The following is a 16,515-nucleotide window of genomic DNA, read 5'->3' as shown; positions in this document are numbered from 1 at the left end:
GTCCTGTACTTTAAATCTCAGCCGTAATGAAGATGTCATAAATCGCTTTGATGGCATCTTCAAAATCGGAATTTTTAACACCGATGATGATGTTCAGTTCACTGGAGCCCTGATCGATCATCTTAACATTGACCCGTGCGTGGGCAAGAGCCGAGAAAATACGTCCCGCTGTGCCTCTCGTCGCCCTCATACCGCGTCCAACGACAGCGATCAGAGCCAGGTCGGATTCCAGATCCACAAAATCCGGTTCCACCGCGCGATGGATTCCGGCGATTACAGACTGTTCAAATTCTACGAATTCATCCTGATGAACGAAGATGGTCATCGTATCGATTCCCGACGGCATATGCTCAAAGGAAATGCCGTAGCGCTCAAATACTTCCAGCACCTTTCTGCCAAATCCCACTTCGGCGTTCATCATGGCTTTTTCAATATTGATTGAACAGAATCCCTTTTTGCCTGCCACACCCGTAATGGTATAGCGTGGCTTCCGACAGGTGCTTTCCACAATCAGAGTTCCCTTATCTTCCGGCTTATTGGTATTGCGGATATTGATCGGGATTCCCTCTTTTCTCACAGGGAAAATAGCGTCTTCATGAAGAACGCTGGCTCCCATATATGCAAGCTCTCTAAGCTCTCTGTATGTAATGGTTTCAATCACTTCAGGGTCTTTGATAATTCTCGGATCCGCCACTAAAAAGCCGGACACATCCGTCCAGTTTTCATACATATCCGCATGAATTGCCTTAGCCACGATGGAACCTGTCACATCGGAACCGCCCCGTGAAAATGTCTTAACCGTACCGTCATGTAAAACAGAGCCGTAAAATCCCGGAATAACGGCGTGATCCGCGTGTTCCAGGCGCTCCGACAGTTCTTTATTCGTTTCATCTGCCAGGAAATTGCCGTGTTCGTCAAAGAAAACAACCTCTGCCGCATCCACAAACTCATATCCCAGATAATTTGCCATAACAATGCCGTTTAAATACTCGCCGCGGGAAGCAGCGTAATCTCTTCCGGCCTTTGCAATAAAGTTCTCTTCAATGGTTTCAAATTCATGATCCAGGTTCAGATTCAGATCCAGGCCGTCAATAATCTCCTGATAGCGGGATTTGATTTTTTCCAGAATCTTCTTATAGCTTCCGCCGGACGCCGCAGTATCATAGCAGCGGTAAAGCATATCCGTTACCTTCTCATCTTTATCGTTTCTCTTGCCGGGTGCGGACGGAATTACGTATCTCCTGCTTTTATCAGAACGGATGATATCCCCTACTTTTTTGAACTGTCTGGCGCTGGCTAATGAACTGCCGCCAAATTTCACAACTTTTTTCATGGCTTCTTTCTCCTCACAGTAAGCGTTGCGGCTGCTAAAGGGCCGTATTATCGAAAATAATACTGTAAGAATTAAATAATGTCAATACTTCTGAAGATTTTCTGCTATACCGCTTTTTCATAGCACGCATGAATAAAATGCATCACTGGCTCCAGATTATCTACCGTAACAAAATCCGCGCCCTCTCTCATCACCCTGATCAGCACTTCATCCCGTTCTGTTTTCTGCCGTTTGTTCATCATGCTGCTGAGAATCATCTTTGCCATCATCCGGTATACGGTTCCCAGCTGGTCGTGGCGGTAACCGCCCGGCAGATAGAACACAGGGCAATGGCTGATCCGGTTGTCGTCGGCCAATTTCTGCGTCGTCTTATCCTCTGTGAATAAAATTCCCACCGCGCCAACCGCCTGTATCCTAAAGTTTCTGGCCGCCTGTTCATATCCCATGATTTTACCTGCGCAGATCCATCCTAAAAAGACCACTTCCGATTGAGATCCTAGGCTTCTCTCCGCTTCTTTTATCGTATATGCAGGTACATCCAGCATCCTGCCCAGTATTTTCGCATACTTCCGGGTAAATCCGGTATGAGATTCATATACAACCGCTTTTATCATATTCAGGCTCCTTTCAATTACAGATCATTATAGCAACTCTTTTTTTAAAGGCAAGCCTAAATTATAATCTTTACGAAACCTTAACACGCGCCCGGTAAAGTATGCTGCGCCCTCTTTTCCCGGACCGTTCCACAGTTTCCAGATAAGTCAGTACGTTTAAAGCGGTCTGTGCCTGGCGCAGGGTGAGCCTGGCGGACTTGGCATACTCCGCAGAAGTAAATTCCTCCGGCAGCGACTCCGGCAGAAAAAAACCGTAGTCCGGGGCGGATGCAATGTACAGCTCATCTTCCAGCTCCACCGGAATCCTGTCATACCGGCTGGAACCTCTTTTTTTATCCCTGCTCCAGCCGTTTAACAGGCGGTATTCTTCCATATTAATCAGCATCAGCCTCAGATGAAGATTGGGGTGGTTTAAATACTGCTTGATCTTATACAGTTCGTAAAAAGCGTGATAATAAGATCCCTTTTTGGGGGATTTCCGCTTATCGGTCACCTCTCCGGTCTCTTCGTCGATCCAGATCACCCATTTCAAAGCCGGAATCGGATACACTATGGTCACGTCATAATTTTCCAAAAATACATCCAGCTTCCTTCTCAGCTTATCAAAACTTCTTGTCTGTATCTCCGTAATCTCTCCCTCGGCCAGAATGTCTGCCACAAAACCGCAGCACCTCTTCTCATGATATTCTTCCCTGGGGTCCAGATAATGCTTGAGCACCGCATGGAGGGTCTTTTCCCCCAAAGTGCCGATTCCCTGGCGCATCCGCTCTTTTTCGATGATTTTATCACAGGAATTGTGAAAAAGATTCCTGTCTTCTTGCGTTATAATCATAAATCCTGGTTCTTCTTCCTGTTGTCAAAATATACGAAACGGTCAACCGCATCCAGAATATCCGCAAAATCCTCCCGCGGAGCCAGATCGATATATTGTTTCAGAATTTCATTTTCCCGGTCCTTATAGGGGCCGTAAAAAATGTCATATAAATTATGTCCCCTCATATAAATCAGGAACTCTTCCATATGGTCTTTCAGATCTTCTATGCTATTAAGCCCTTTTCCAAGAACCTGTACGAGATGCTGACCGCTCTTCATCCGGTACAGATACTCCTTCCATTTCCCGAATAAAATGCGGTAAAACTCCTCCTCATCCTTCACGATTCCAAGTTTTGCCATCACCGACGGATTCAGGAAATAATTTTCAAAGGAATAGTATTTCAGGATCAAAACATTTCTTCTCGTAACCTTGGGAAGTTTATCCACATCCTCTAAATTGCGGTCGTCATAATATTTACACAGCTGCTTTGCCAAAACCTCCGGGTCTTTTCCGTCTCCGTCCCGTATCATCAAAAACTGGTCGCGGAAGGACACCTGATTCATGTATTTTAAATTGGCATACGTTTTAATATTGGTACAGCTGTTTGTCGTTATGATGGAAACCCGGGCCAGATGCCCTTCCTCGTCGTAGATCTCCGAGTAGTATTTTTCCAGCAGAAGGGGAAGACGGCTTTTATCCTGCCTGCCCTCCACAATGAATACAAAGCTGACGTTCATAAAATCATTGGCCGCATAGCCCAGATCGTCCAATATGGCGTCAATGCTGCTCTTTTCCTTCACCACCGCATAATATTCCTGGTCCAAAACCACCTGACGAATCTGTTTTGTGTTAAAGTTGAACAGGAAATTAGGCGAATAGGTGGTGAATATCACCTGGTTTAACTTGGAAAGACGGTATAAAATCTCTCCGGACATCTTCTGAAGCTGCGGATGGAGAAATATCTCCGGATCTTCCACCATAATAATGCTGGGCGTTCGGTTGCCCTCTTCGATATAAGTTTCCAAAAGCGACAGCATATAGATGCTTTTCATGCCCTTGCTCATATTTTCCACGGTTCCGCCGGACATCCGCTCCTTGTTATAGGAAATGGCCTGAACCTTAAAAAAGCGGTCAATATCGCAGTCCATCAGATACTGGATCTCTTCAAACCCGCCGTTTTTATGGAAATTCCGGTTCACCCGTCTGGCAAAATCATCCAGATTCAGCTGGTACAGCTTATATTCCAAAAGCCTTGCCGTCTCAAACGCATTGAGCTCCTCCGGTTTTTTCTGGTTGATTAAGCCGATGCACTGAAAACAATGGTTGCATCTTTTATTCGCGGTAAAGATACACCGGTTGGAACGCATCTGCTTTAAAAGTTCATCCTCCTGAAACATCAGAAGGTCTTCCTGCAGCTGCCTTACCTCTCTTTGGGTATCGATAAAATAAATCTTTGGAAATACCTCAGCCACATACCGGTTGTTCTTTTGGAATCCGTCGAAATAGCGGATAGTTCCCTGCTGGTTTACCACATATTTGAATTCCAGCATGTGATCCCGGAACGAAGGCAGCTTTTTTAAAAAATCCCGTTTCCAGGCGTCAAAGCGTTTATACTGGCTCACCACGCCATTTTTATGGAGCATGTCAAGATCCTCGTCCAGAATCTCCAAACGGGCCTCGATCTCTATATTCTGCAGTTTTTCATTAAAGTCATCAATTGTAATCTCATAATCTCCGGACAGCGCGCGCACCGCATTTAACACAGCTGTTTTTCCGGTATTATTCTTTCCGACCAGAATCAGCGCGTCTTCAATATCCGTAATCTTCATATCCCGTATGGTATTAAAATTCTTGATATGTAAGTCTGCCAGGCGCATAGGCTACTCCTTCACTTTTTTCTAACAGTATATCACATTTTTCCTTCCAAATCATAATAAAACAGATACTGCTGAATAATTCCCAAAACGCCCCGGTACCTTTCATAGGGGAAGCCGTCCGGATAACTGCGGTCCAGAATCTTCTTTATATGGGTATCCACCGGAAATGCATCCACATGATGAAGGCCGAACAGGCAGATGCAGTCCGCCACCTTTTTACCGATTCCGAACTGGGCGGTCAGCGTCTGATGGGCTTCCTCATAGCCCGCCGTCCTCAAAGCAGCCAGATCCAGGGTTCCTTCCGATACGGTCTGCGCCATCTTCAGGATATATTTATCCCGGTATCCAAGCCCCATGGTGCTCAGCCCTTCCATGCCCGCTTCCAAAACCGCTTCCGGTTCCGGAAATGCATAATATTCGGCACCTCCGTCTGAAATGCATCTCTTTCCCAGCCGGCCGCACAAAACTTCTATACTGTTTCTGATCCTGGATACATTGTTGTTTTGGGAGATCAGAAAGGTGATGATCATCTCCCAAAGATCCTGCCGCAGAATGCGGATACCAGAACCGTATTCCACCGCTCTCATCAGGTATTCATCCTTTTTATCCACTCCGGCTTTTATTTTCCCGTAATCGGTCTGAAGATCCAGATAAGGATACCAGACCGCTTCAAATTCTTCCCGGCTGCAGGAAAAGGCAAACAATTCTCCCTTTTGCTCGATTTCCACATATTTATCAGACACAGGAACCGAAAAAATCCCATCATCCGATTTTCTCATCCGGAAACACTGGCCGGAACTCATAATCTGGTTTAAATCCAGATCCTTTATTTTCACTTCGTACATGCTGTCCTCTCATCTATTTCTCATCGTTATCGTCAATTATCCGTCTCACTTCTTTATCGCATACGATTGCCGCAATTACACTCATAAATGCCGGTTTTAGGAAACGCAGACACAGTTTCCCAAAACCGGCATCGCCTTATTTATCAATCACCGCTTCCCGCTGCACGTCCTTACAGCAGATGAACCGCCACAATCAGTCCGGCAAATACAATGGATACCATGGAAGTCAGTTTAATCAGGATATTGATGGACGGGCCCGACGTATCCTTAAACGGATCGCCAACCGTATCTCCCACCACCGCTGCTTTATGTTCATCGCTGCCTTTTCCGCCTAATTCGCCGCTTTCAATGTATTTTTTCGCATTATCCCATGCGCCGCCCGCATTGGCCATCATGACAGCCAGCACAAAACCGGTCACCGTATTGCCGGCCAAAAGCCCGGCCACGCCGTTGACTCCCAACAGCAGCCCCACCACCACGGGCACGATGACTGCGATCAGAGCCGGAGCCAGCATCAGCTTCTGGGCTGATTTCGTGCACATATCCACACAGGACGCATAGTCCGGTTCGGCTTTTCCGTCCATCAGGCCTGTAATCTCCTTAAACTGCCGGCGCACTTCCAGTACAATGGACTGGGCCGCTTTTCCCACCGCTTCCATGGTAAGGGAAGCAAAGAGAAACGGCAGCATTCCGCCGATCAGCAAACCGATCAGAACCGTGGGATTGGTGATGGACAGATCCAGTGTTATCCCAGGGCTCAGCTGTTTTACCTTATCAATATAGGAGGCAATCAAAGCCAAAGCCGTCAGAGCAGCAGAACCGATGGCAAAGCCTTTTCCTGTGGCAGCAGTGGTATTGCCCAGCGAATCCAGGGCATCCGTTCTGTTTCTAACCTCCGGGGACATGTGGGTCATCTCAGCAATTCCTCCCGCATTGTCCGCAATGGGACCGTATGCATCCGTAGCCAGGGTGATTCCCAGCGTGGAGAGCATTCCTACTGCGGAAACTCCCACCCCGTAAAGCCCGATATTAAAATTCCCGGCTCCTCCTGAACAATAATAACTGATCAGTACCGAAGCGCCTACAATAATAACAGGAACCACCGTGGAAAGCATTCCGAGGGAAAGTCCGCTGATAATCACAGTCGCCGCCCCGGTTCTGCTGGAATCGGCCAGCTTTTTAGTCGGACGGTAAGAAGCCGACGTAAAATACTCCGTCACTTCGCCGATCGCCACCCCGGCCGCCAGACCGGAAAGCACAGCGATATAAATTCCTCTGTTTCCCGGAAGGAGAAAATGGATGACCACATACGCCCCTGCCACAATCAAAGCTGCACTGATATGAGTGCCCAGACGAAGCGCCTTTAACAGGCTTTTCTGGGAAGCGTCTTCCTTCGTTTTTACAAATAAGGTTCCAACCATGGATGCGATCACGCCGAAGGCCGCCAGCATCATGGGAACCGCAACTCCCTTCACTCCAAATCCGGCCGCTACCGCCAAAGCGGACGTGGATACGATGGAACCCACATAGGACTCATAAAGATCGGCTCCCATTCCGGCCACATCCCCTACGTTATCCCCCACATTATCCGCAATAACTGCCGGATTACGGGGATCATCTTCCGGGATTCCGGCTTCCACTTTCCCCACTAAGTCGGCGCCAACGTCGGCCGCCTTGGTAAAGATACCTCCGCCCACACGGGCGAATAAAGCCATGCTGGACGCGCCCATGCCAAAGGTCAGCATATTGGCCGTGATCTGTGCGATCCGGTCCGCTTCCGGCAGCGCGCGAAATACCGTATTCAGAATAAAATACCAGATAGTCAGGTCTAAAAGCCCCAGCCCGACCACAGTAAATCCCATCACAGATCCGGCCGAAAACGCCACTTTAAGCCCCCGGTTCAGGCTGTGGGACGCCCCTTCCGCGGTACGGCAGTTGGCCATGGTGGCCGTTTTCATCCCTATAAAGCCTGACAGTCCTGAGAAAAATCCACCTGTCAAAAAGGCAAAGGGCGTAAAAAAGCTTAAAAACCCGCCGGCAGCCATACACAGCAGTATCACAAATACCACGGCAAAGAAAATACCCACGCCCAGATACTGCCGCCTCAAATAGGCTCCGGCCCCCTTTCTCACCGCAGTGGAGATTTTGATCATCTCAGCGTTGCCTTCTGGCTGATGTTTCACCTTTATAAACATGCAGGCAGCGTAGATCAGAGCGGCTAATGAACCAGTTGCTACGACATACATAACATTCATGAAATCCCCTCCTCTTACCACCATTTGTATAATATAGTTACTTTCACTTCTATTATATTCTCTTTTCTGGGCAGATTCAACAAATGGAGGAGATTTATTTATTTGGTGAAGGATAAGCGTTACCGTTCACAGCCCTGGCGGCAGCGGCCGCCGGGAATATAAACAGCAACGGAGAAGCCGAGAAGAGGAAGCCGGCACTTTTTCTTGCCAGCTCCCTCTTCCGCCATAATATCATGAAATCTACAATCGGTCATTATTATCCCGCATATATTTATACTCCGCTACGGAACGGTCAAATCCCTGGATATGGCTGAGCAGCCACTCCAAAACCTTCTTTTTCACCTGCTCTACAAATGCATCCGTAGGGCCTTCCTGCTCTTCCAGCATATCGTAAAGCTCCTGTACCGACTGGCGCAGCTCCTCATGCTTCTTTAAATGTTCTGCCATTCCGGGATATCCGATTTCCTTCTGAAGGTTCTCTTCCTCCTTAAAATGAAACTCCGTATATTCCGCCAAATGGTCCAGCATCTTGATGGAATCCACTTTATCCGGCTTGTTCTCCGCCTTTATCAGCAGATTATTAATCCTCTCAATCAGCTCTTTATGCTGGGAATCTATCATCTTATTCCCCGTAATTAATGAATCATCAAAACTTGCATACATCAGACATTCCCCTTTCTGCTACTCCATTTTTCTTATTGCTATCTTATCATAGTCATCTCTTTTTTTCTGTGATATATGCAACACTGCTGGCATTTTTCGCAAAAAATACCGTTATTTTTACACGCAAAGTCCGGACCATGTCATATATATAAATTATATTCTTTCCAAACAGGAGTGACCGCCATGCTTGAAACCGCAACTGTGCTAACCCCACTTCACTATATCTATCTCGTTGGCGTTATCGTTATATTAGCTGTTATGATCTGCCGAAAAGATACGCCTTTAGTCTGCATCGCTTTTCTTTTTTTATTAGGATTAGTCGGGCTCGGAAGCGTCACCGGAGCCATTCAGGTGGTGTTTAATTCCATTCTCTATGCCGCAATTCAATTCATGGAGATTATCGCCACCATCGCTTTGGTGACCGCGCTTTCGAAATGCCTTGCCGATCTGGGAAGCGACTATCTGTTAATGAGGCCCATGTCAAAAATCATGAGCACTCCATCTGTGACCTGGTGGATTCTCGGAATCACCATGCTGCTGTTTTCCCTTTTTCTGTGGCCTTCCCCATCAGTCGCATTGGTGGGAGCAATTATGCTGCCGTTTGCCGTAAAGGCCGGATTAAAACCTTTGGCCGCCGCCATGGCCATGAACTTATTCGGCCATGGAATTGCGCTCAGCTATGATTTTGTCATTCAGGGTGCGCCGGCTGTTTCCGCCGGAGCTGCCGGCATCACGACCAGCAGCATTCTTTCTGAAGGAAGACCGCTTTTCATTGTCATGGGAGCCGCTACTGTGGCTTCTGCTTTTTTTCTGAACCAGAAATCCATGGCTGAACGCCCGGATGTAGTGGCGCTTTCAGGAAATGAAGTAAAACGCCATGCGCCTGTGCCGAAAGCCGCCGTCATTTTGGCAGTTCTCACGCCGGCCGCATTTATAGCCGATATCATTTTTATGCTGCTTCTGGACTTAAAGGGTGGAGACGCCACCAGCATTGTATCCGGAACCGCCGTTCTCTTAATGTGTGTGGGGGCGATTTTGGCATTCCGCAAACAGGCGCTGGAAAAAGTTACGGATTATGTTACGGATGGATTTCTCTTCGCAATCCGCATCTTCGCGCCAGTTATTGTCATCGGCGCTTTCTTCTTTTTAGGAGGGGAAGGCATCTCAACCATTATGGGCGGACAGTTTAAAACCGGCATTATGAATGACTGGGCAATTTGGCTTGCCAACAACGCTCCGTTAAATAAATATATGACTGCCTTCATACAAATGATTGTAGGCGGTCTTACAGGGCTTGACGGCTCCGGCTTCTCAGGGCTTCCGCTGACCGGTTCCCTGGCTCACACCTTTGGTTCGGCCATGGGCGTTTCCGTTCCGGTTTTAGCCGCTTTAGGGCAGATCACAGCCATCTTTGTCGGCGGCGGAACCATCGTTCCCTGGGGGCTGATTCCGGTAGCAGCCATCTGCAATGTCAATCCCCTTGACCTGGCGCGAAAAAATCTGCTGCCGGTTATGATAGGCTTTGCCTGTACGTTTTTAACTGCCTGTTTCTTGTTGTAAAAGCCCTGTGACAAAAAGCTGCAGGGACCACGACGCCGCAGTGCGGCGGGAACGGAGGTATTATATGTGTGGAATCGGAGGTTTTTACCACCCGCATACCGATTATGATAAACACCCGGAGTACTATAGGACAATATTGGAAAACATGAACAAGGTCCAGCGCCACAGAGGGCCTGATGACAGCGGAATCAGTCTGACCGCCCATTTCGGCCTGAGCCATGCCCGCCTTTCCATCATCGATCTCACCACAGGCCACCAGCCCATGTTCAAACGGGCCGGCGACTATCTTTACGGGATTGTATACAATGGAGAACTGTACAATACAGCCGAGCTGAAGCAGGATCTGATGGGAAAAGGATGGCATTTCACCACCACCAGCGATACGGAAGTCATTTTAACGGGATTTATTGAATATGGACCTAATTTTGTAAAACGGATGAACGGGATTTTCGCATTCGCTGTTACTGATCCCATCCATCAGTCCCTGTATCTGTTCCGGGACCGGAGCGGGGTAAAACCGCTTTATTACACTCACAGAGGCGAGGAAACCATCTTTGCTTCAGAGTTAAAGGGCCTGTTCGCCCATCCGGATATCAAACCGGTCATAGACCGCAGAGGCCTCAATGAAGTTTTCAGCATCGGCCCGGCAAAAACTTACGGCTGCGGAGTATTTAAAGGAATCGACGAACTTCTGCCCGGACACTATCTGCTGTGCACTCCAGAGGGAAATCATCTGACCCGTTACTGGCAGCTGAGCAGCCATCCCCACGAGGACAGTTATGATACCACAATTGAAAAAACAGCTTCTCTGATCTACGATTCCGTCAGCAGGCAGATGGTTTCCGATGTGCCCATCTGTACATTTCTTTCCGGCGGGGTGGATTCCAGTCTGGTATCCGCCATCTGCGCAAAAGAGCTGAAAAAGCAGGGAAAGCAGCTGAACACATTTTCCTTTGACTTCACCGGCAATGATAAGAATTTTAAAGCCAGCTCCTTCCAGCCGTCCCAGGACCGGCCCTATGTGGATAAGATGGTGGAATTTTTAGGTTCCAACCACAACTATCTGGAATGCCAAAGCGAAACCCAGGCCGATCTTTTATACGATTCCGTCAAAGCCCACGATCTGCCCCCAATGGCCGATGTGGATTCTTCCATGCTGTACTTCTGCTCTCTCGTGAAAAACTACAACAAGGTAGCCCTGACCGGAGAATGTGCGGACGAAATCTTCGGCGGCTACCCTTGGTTTCATAAAAAAGAATGTTTTGAAGCCAATACATTTCCATGGACCATGGATTTAAACGCCAGAAAAGTCCTTTTGAATGACGATTTTCTGGATCTGCTCCAAATGGATGACTACGTGGCCGCCACCTATGCCAAATCAGTGGCCGAAACGCCACGCTGCGCAGACGATACTCCGGAAGAAGCCAGACGCAGGGAAATCTCCTATCTGAACCTTAAATGGTTCATGCAGACGCTTCTCACCCGAATGGACCGCACCAGCATGTATTCCGGCTTAGAGGCCAGAGTGCCCTTTGCGGACCATCAAATCATTGAGTACGTGTGGAATGTGCCCTGGGATATTAAAACAAAAGACGGTGTGGTAAAACACCTTTTAAGAGAATCGGGAAGAGGTTTGGTTCCGGATGAAATACTGTTCCGCAGAAAATCGCCTTACCCCAAAACCTATGACCGCAATTATGAAGCTCTTCTGGTTCAGAGAATAAAAGAGATGATGCACGACGGTTCTTCACCTGTTATGCAGTTTTTAAGTAAACGGAAAATTCAGGAATTTTTGAATTCGCCTTCCGATTACGGAAAACCATGGTATGGACAGCTGATGGCCGGGCCGCAGATGCTGGCCTATATACTGCAGGTTAATTATTGGTTAAAAGAATATAAAATTGATGTGCAGTGTTGAGTAATTAAAGTAAAGGGTGAAGGCATTTTCGAAAATGCCTTCACCCTTGATGTAAATTAATAATAACGGTTACTTCATAAAATTTATCTTAAAGGAGGATTTACTTAATGTCATTTGATATAATCGAAATACTAAAAGTGATTTTTTTAGGAATCATAGAAGGAATTACCGAATGGCTCCCCATCAGCAGCACCGGACATATGCTTCTTGTCGACCAGTTCATTCACCTAAATATGAGCGGCTCCTTCAAAGAAATGTTTTTCGTATTCATCCAGCTCGGCGCAATCCTGGCCGTTGTATCTCTGTTCTGGGAAAAAATGTTTCCTTTTCAATTCCACAATAAAACGCAGCCCATCATTAACGCAGAAATCTTCTCCCTCTGGTTTAAAGTCGCCGCCGCCTGCATTCCCGGAGCCGTTGTAACGATCCTTTTCGACGATTACATAGAAGCCCGGCTTCACACCCCGGCCGTGATTTCAGCCGCTCTGATCGTCTACGGAATCGCCTTCATCGTTATAGAAAACTGGAACAGATCCCGGCAGGCATCGGTCGATACCTTAACCGGCATCACCTATCCTATCGCCCTTACCATCGGCCTGTTTCAGGTTCTGTCCATTATCCCGGGCACCTCCCGATCCGGAGCAACCATAATCGGCGCCCTGTTAATCGGAGTATCCAGAACTGCCGCAGCTGAATTCACCTTTTTCCTGGCCGTCCCCGTCATGTTCGGTCTGAGCTTCATCAAGCTGATCAAATTCGGCTTTTCCTTCACCAGCGCAGAGCTGCTCACCCTTGCCCTCGGTATGGCTGTAGCCTATGCCGTATCCGTGCTGGTTATAAAATTCCTGATGGCCTATATCCAAAAACACAATTTCAAACTCTTCGGATGGTACCGCATCATTCTGGGCCTTATCGTCCTGTTATACTTCACATTGATATAGTTTTACATGACCTCTGCACTTCTTTTTTCATCGGCCAAAAATCACGAAAAGGGGAGCCGCCCGTCGGAAATAAACTCAGGCAGTTCCCCTTCATTAAGACCTTACAAGTCGTCCACCAAAGCGCTGCTCTTGGCGTAAGCCGTACTCCTGGCCTCAAAGAAATCCGTTTTTATCATATTTGCATTGCTGTACTGACTCACCCAGCTCATAGACGCCGGTTCCTCTTCGTGGCCTTCATAGATCGGATCAAACCCGAGATTCTGGCATCTCAAATTGCCCAAGTACTGAATATAATCCGTAATCATCTGTTTATTAAGTCCCGGAACTCCGTCTCCAATGGCATAATGCCCCCAGCTTATCTCCTGCTCACAGCCCTGTTTTATCATATCCCGGTAAACATTTATCAGATCATCCGTAAACAACTCCGGCTCCTCCTTTTTCAGTTCCAGAATTATGCTTCGAAACAGCCACAGATGGGTGTTTTCATCCCGGTTAATGTATCTGATTTCCTGGGCGGAACCCGGCATTTTATGGTTTCGTCCAAGATTATAGAAAAACATAAAGCCGCTGTAGAAATAAACGCCTTCCAAAATGTAGTTGGCCACCACGGTCTTCATAAATGTGACCGGGCTTTTATCTTTCTGAAATTCATTGTACAGGTTTCCGATGAATGTATTCCGTTCCAGCAGATACGGATCATTTTTCCACTGATACAGTACCTCCATCCTCTTCTGAGGCTCGCAGATCGTGTCCAGCATGTAACTGTAGCTCTGGCTGTGAACCGCCTCCTGGAATGTCTGGATGGACAGGCAGAGGTTGATCTCATTGGCAGTCACATATTCTCCGATGGCAGGCAGATTGGCAGTCTGAATGCTGTCCAAAAAGACCAGAAAAGAGAGAATCTTGTCAAATGCCCTCCGCTCCTCCTCCCTGAGGCCGGGATAATCCTTAACATCCGTGCCCAGATTGATCTCTTCCGGCACCCAGAAATTGTTCATGGCCTGGCGGTACCAATCGCTGACCCAGCTGTATTTCATATTGTTGAAGTCATTGAGATTGGTGGTATTTCCATTGATCATTCTCCTGTTTCTCACATCGATGTCTCCATCCGGATTAAACAGCGGTTTTTTCTTTAACTCGAGCATACTTCACATTCCTCCACCTCCAGGCTCTTAGACCTGATATAATAAATCGTTTTTACCCCGCATTCCCAGGCCAGAATATAGAGATTCAGCACCTGACGGAACGTGTATTCATTGGTAATATATAAATTCATACTCTGCGCCTGGTCCACATGGCGCTGGCGCACTCCGCCTGCCCGGACCGACCATTCCTGGTTGATATAATGGGCATTTTTATACTTCCAGAACGTAGACGGCGATAAATCCGGCGCCACTCTTGGCATCAGGCCGTTTTTCTTTTCTTCCAGGAAATAGCGTTTCATAATCGGGTCCAGCCCCGCGGTGGTTCCGGCGATGATGCTGGTGCTGCTGGTGGGAGCAACTGCCATCAGATAGCCGTTTCTCATGCCCCAGCGGATCACCTTTTCCCGCAGACCGTTCCATTTTCCATCCGTATATCCACGGTCTTCAAAATATTCTCCTGTCTGCCAGGCGCTGCCCGGAAACAGGCTGTAGCTCCCTTTCTCCTTGGCATTCTCACAGCTGGCCGATATGGCCGCATAGTTGATGGCTTCAAAGACTTTGTCCACAAATTTTAAATGCTCATCCGACTCCCAGGAAATCCTGTTTTTAGCCAGCATATGATGATAACCGCTGACTCCCAGCCCAATGGGACGATAGCTTTTATTGGTCACTTCCGCATAGGGAACCGGAAAGAAATTCAGATCGATTACATTGTCCAAAGCCCGGACCGCGCTGGCTGTAATCTCAGCGATTTCCCGTTCGTCTGTCACATCAATTCTTCCAAGAGAAAGGCTGGCTAAGTTGCACACCACAAAATCTCCCGGCTTCGTGACGGTAACCACTACCTTTTCCCCGTCCACAGTTTCCACCCGCTGCTCCACCGAACTGATCGGGCTCATATTCTGCGCAATTTCCGTGCAGAGATTGCTGCAGTAGATCATGCCTTTATGTTTATTGGGATTCGCCCGGTTCACAAGATCCCTGTTAAATGTAAACGGAGTTCCCGTCTCCACCGCGCTTTTAATGACAAGCCGTATAATATCCTTAATCGGAATCACCCGCTTATGAATTCTGTGGTCTGCCACGCAGTCCAGATATCTCTGCTCCCATTCCTGTCCATAGCAGTCTTCCAGCGCATAGCCCTTCACGCTTTCGATCTCATGAGGGCACATCAGATACCAGCTGCCTTCGATATTATCCTTAGCCTGTTTCCAGAAGTAATCCGGGTAACAGACTGCCGGAAATACATCGTGGGCTTTCATCCGGTCGTCCCCGTTATTCGTCCGAATAGCCAGAAATTCAGGCAGATCCTTATGCCATACGTCCAGATAAACAGCCACCGCGCCCTGGCGGACTCCAAGCTGATCCACAGCCACAGCAGTATCATTGGCCAGCTTAATCCAGCGGATCACCCCGCCTGCCGCCCCTTTAAATCCCCGGATGGTGCTTCCTGCCGCCCGCACCTTGCCAAAGTAAAGCCCCATTCCGCCTCCGAATTTGCTGACTCTTGCAAAATTATCGATGCTGCGGTAAATTCCGTCCAAGCTGTCCGGCACCGTGTCGATAAAGCAGGAAGAAAGCTGGTGATAAGGCTTTCTGGCATTGGAAAGGGTTGGAGTTGCCATGGTTACTTTAAGGGAACTGAGCATTTGGTAGAAACGCAAAACCCACTGATCTCTATCCGCCTTTTCCTTCATCGCCAAATGCATGGCAATTCCCAAAAACATCTCCTGTGGTGTTTCTAAAGGCACATTTGCATGATCCCGGATCACATATCTCCCAAGCAAAAGCTCCAGTCCTGAATAATTAAACAGATTGTTATTTTCTTCATTCAAATATCCTTCGTACCGATCGATTTCCTGTTTTGTATAATTTTCCAGAATATAATTTCCATAAAGTCCTTCTCCGGTCAGGTAAACGATCTTATCATAAAACTTCCTGATCTGATACAGGTCCAGCTGGGGCTTCAGATTGAGTTTAAACTGAAACATTAAAAATCTGGCCGCGATCATCTCCCAGGCAGGAGCTTCCTGAGTTGTCAGCTCCACCGACGCCTGGATTAAAATCCCCAGATTTTCTTTGCTGGTCATTCCCTCTTTGTGAAACGCACATACCTTTGTCAAAAGATGTTCCAAATGATAGGTAAGATCCGTAAATTCTTTCTGAATCTCCTTAAAAATCGTATTCAGCTGCTCCATTCCCGGAAAATATCCCATCAGCTTCTGACGGACATCCCGTTCCTTACTCCGCTCATTGCGGTATAAAATAAAGCTTTTTACCGCCTCATAATAATTCATCTCGATCAAGGTTTTCTCCACCTGATCCTGAATCATCTCCACCTGGAGAGGCACCCCTTTTTCCATCAGCGCCGCAACTTTGGATTCGGCCGCCGATGTGATCCGGTCCATCTCCTCCTTCGCGCATTCCTGATTAACGCTGGCAAACGCAAGGGAGATCACCCTCCGTATCTTCTCCGGCATGTAAGGTTCCGTCTGGCCATTTCTCTTAACAATTTCCATTCTATATTACCATCCTGCATCATTATATTGA

The 16,515-nt window shown here is 47.6% G+C and carries 12 protein-coding genes; 3 read left to right on the top strand and 9 right to left on the bottom strand.

All coding sequences use genetic code 11. The features are described from left to right. Nucleotides 1–10: 10 nt before the first annotated feature. The 7 genes from C0033_RS15650 to C0033_RS15620 form a co-directional block, all read right to left on the bottom strand. The gene (locus tag C0033_RS15650) at nucleotides 11–1,333 is read right to left on the bottom strand and encodes an aspartate kinase (protein ID WP_103228824.1); all 1,323 of its coding nucleotides are present in this window, start codon (nucleotides 1,331–1,333) and stop codon (nucleotides 11–13) included. A gap of 104 nt (nucleotides 1,334–1,437) precedes the next feature. Then, the gene (locus tag C0033_RS15645; protein ID WP_103228823.1) at nucleotides 1,438–1,947 is read right to left on the bottom strand and encodes a hypothetical protein; all 510 of its coding nucleotides are present in this window, start codon (nucleotides 1,945–1,947) and stop codon (nucleotides 1,438–1,440) included. A 70-nt stretch (nucleotides 1,948–2,017) separates the two neighbouring features. Further along, nucleotides 2,018–2,779 carry a hypothetical protein gene (locus C0033_RS15640; RefSeq protein WP_103228822.1) on the bottom strand — a complete coding sequence of 254 codons (762 nt, stop codon included), beginning with the start codon at nucleotides 2,777–2,779 and terminating at the stop codon, nucleotides 2,018–2,020. Continuing rightward, nucleotides 2,776–4,638 carry an AAA family ATPase gene (locus C0033_RS15635; RefSeq protein WP_103228821.1) on the bottom strand — a complete coding sequence of 621 codons (1,863 nt, stop codon included), beginning with the start codon at nucleotides 4,636–4,638 and terminating at the stop codon, nucleotides 2,776–2,778. The genes C0033_RS15640 and C0033_RS15635 overlap by 4 nt, the downstream gene beginning before the upstream one ends. A gap of 32 nt (nucleotides 4,639–4,670) precedes the next feature. Next, a complete protein-coding gene (locus C0033_RS15630; protein ID WP_103228820.1) occupies nucleotides 4,671–5,483 on the bottom strand; it encodes a DNA glycosylase in 813 nt (270 codons plus the stop codon). Between the two features lie 170 nt (nucleotides 5,484–5,653). After that, nucleotides 5,654–7,738, bottom strand: a complete 2,085-nt coding sequence (locus C0033_RS15625) for a sodium-translocating pyrophosphatase (protein WP_103228819.1) — start codon at nucleotides 7,736–7,738, stop codon at nucleotides 5,654–5,656. 240 nt (nucleotides 7,739–7,978) lie between these two features. Beyond that, the gene (locus C0033_RS15620; RefSeq protein ID WP_103228818.1) at nucleotides 7,979–8,401 is read right to left on the bottom strand and encodes a hemerythrin family protein; all 423 of its coding nucleotides are present in this window, start codon (nucleotides 8,399–8,401) and stop codon (nucleotides 7,979–7,981) included. Between the two features lie 183 nt (nucleotides 8,402–8,584). On the opposite strand from C0033_RS15620, the gene C0033_RS15615 reads away from it, so the two are divergent. The 3 genes from C0033_RS15615 (at nucleotide 8,585) to C0033_RS15605 (ending at nucleotide 12,820) form a co-directional block, all read left to right on the top strand. Continuing rightward, on the top strand, nucleotides 8,585–9,961 hold the full coding sequence (locus C0033_RS15615; protein ID WP_103228817.1) for a citrate transporter: 1,377 nt from the start codon (nucleotides 8,585–8,587) through the stop codon (nucleotides 9,959–9,961). A 64-nt stretch (nucleotides 9,962–10,025) separates the two neighbouring features. Beyond that, nucleotides 10,026–11,879, top strand: coding sequence for an asparagine synthase (glutamine-hydrolyzing) (asnB, locus tag C0033_RS15610; protein WP_103228816.1), 1,854 nt, complete (start codon nucleotides 10,026–10,028; stop codon nucleotides 11,877–11,879). A gap of 107 nt (nucleotides 11,880–11,986) precedes the next feature. After that, entirely contained in the window at nucleotides 11,987–12,820 is an 834-nt protein-coding gene (locus C0033_RS15605; RefSeq protein WP_103228815.1) for an undecaprenyl-diphosphate phosphatase, read from the top strand. 101 nt (nucleotides 12,821–12,921) lie between these two features. On the opposite strand, the gene C0033_RS15600 is transcribed toward C0033_RS15605, so the two are convergent. Next, complete coding sequence (locus tag C0033_RS15600) at nucleotides 12,922–13,965, bottom strand: ribonucleotide-diphosphate reductase subunit beta (protein WP_103228814.1); 1,044 nt, start codon at nucleotides 13,963–13,965, stop codon at nucleotides 12,922–12,924. Continuing rightward, a complete protein-coding gene (locus tag C0033_RS15595) occupies nucleotides 13,953–16,484 on the bottom strand; it encodes a ribonucleoside-diphosphate reductase subunit alpha (RefSeq protein WP_103228813.1) in 2,532 nt (843 codons plus the stop codon). The genes C0033_RS15600 and C0033_RS15595 overlap by 13 nt, the downstream gene beginning before the upstream one ends. Nucleotides 16,485–16,515: the final 31 nt, after the last annotated feature.

Origin of the sequence: Clostridium sp. chh4-2, from assembly GCF_002899675.1 — a bacterium.
Lineage (GTDB): Bacteria > Bacillota > Clostridia > Lachnospirales > Lachnospiraceae > CHH4-2.
Note: the sequence above shows the minus strand (reverse complement) of the source record. Positions and strands in the feature narration are given on the sequence as shown.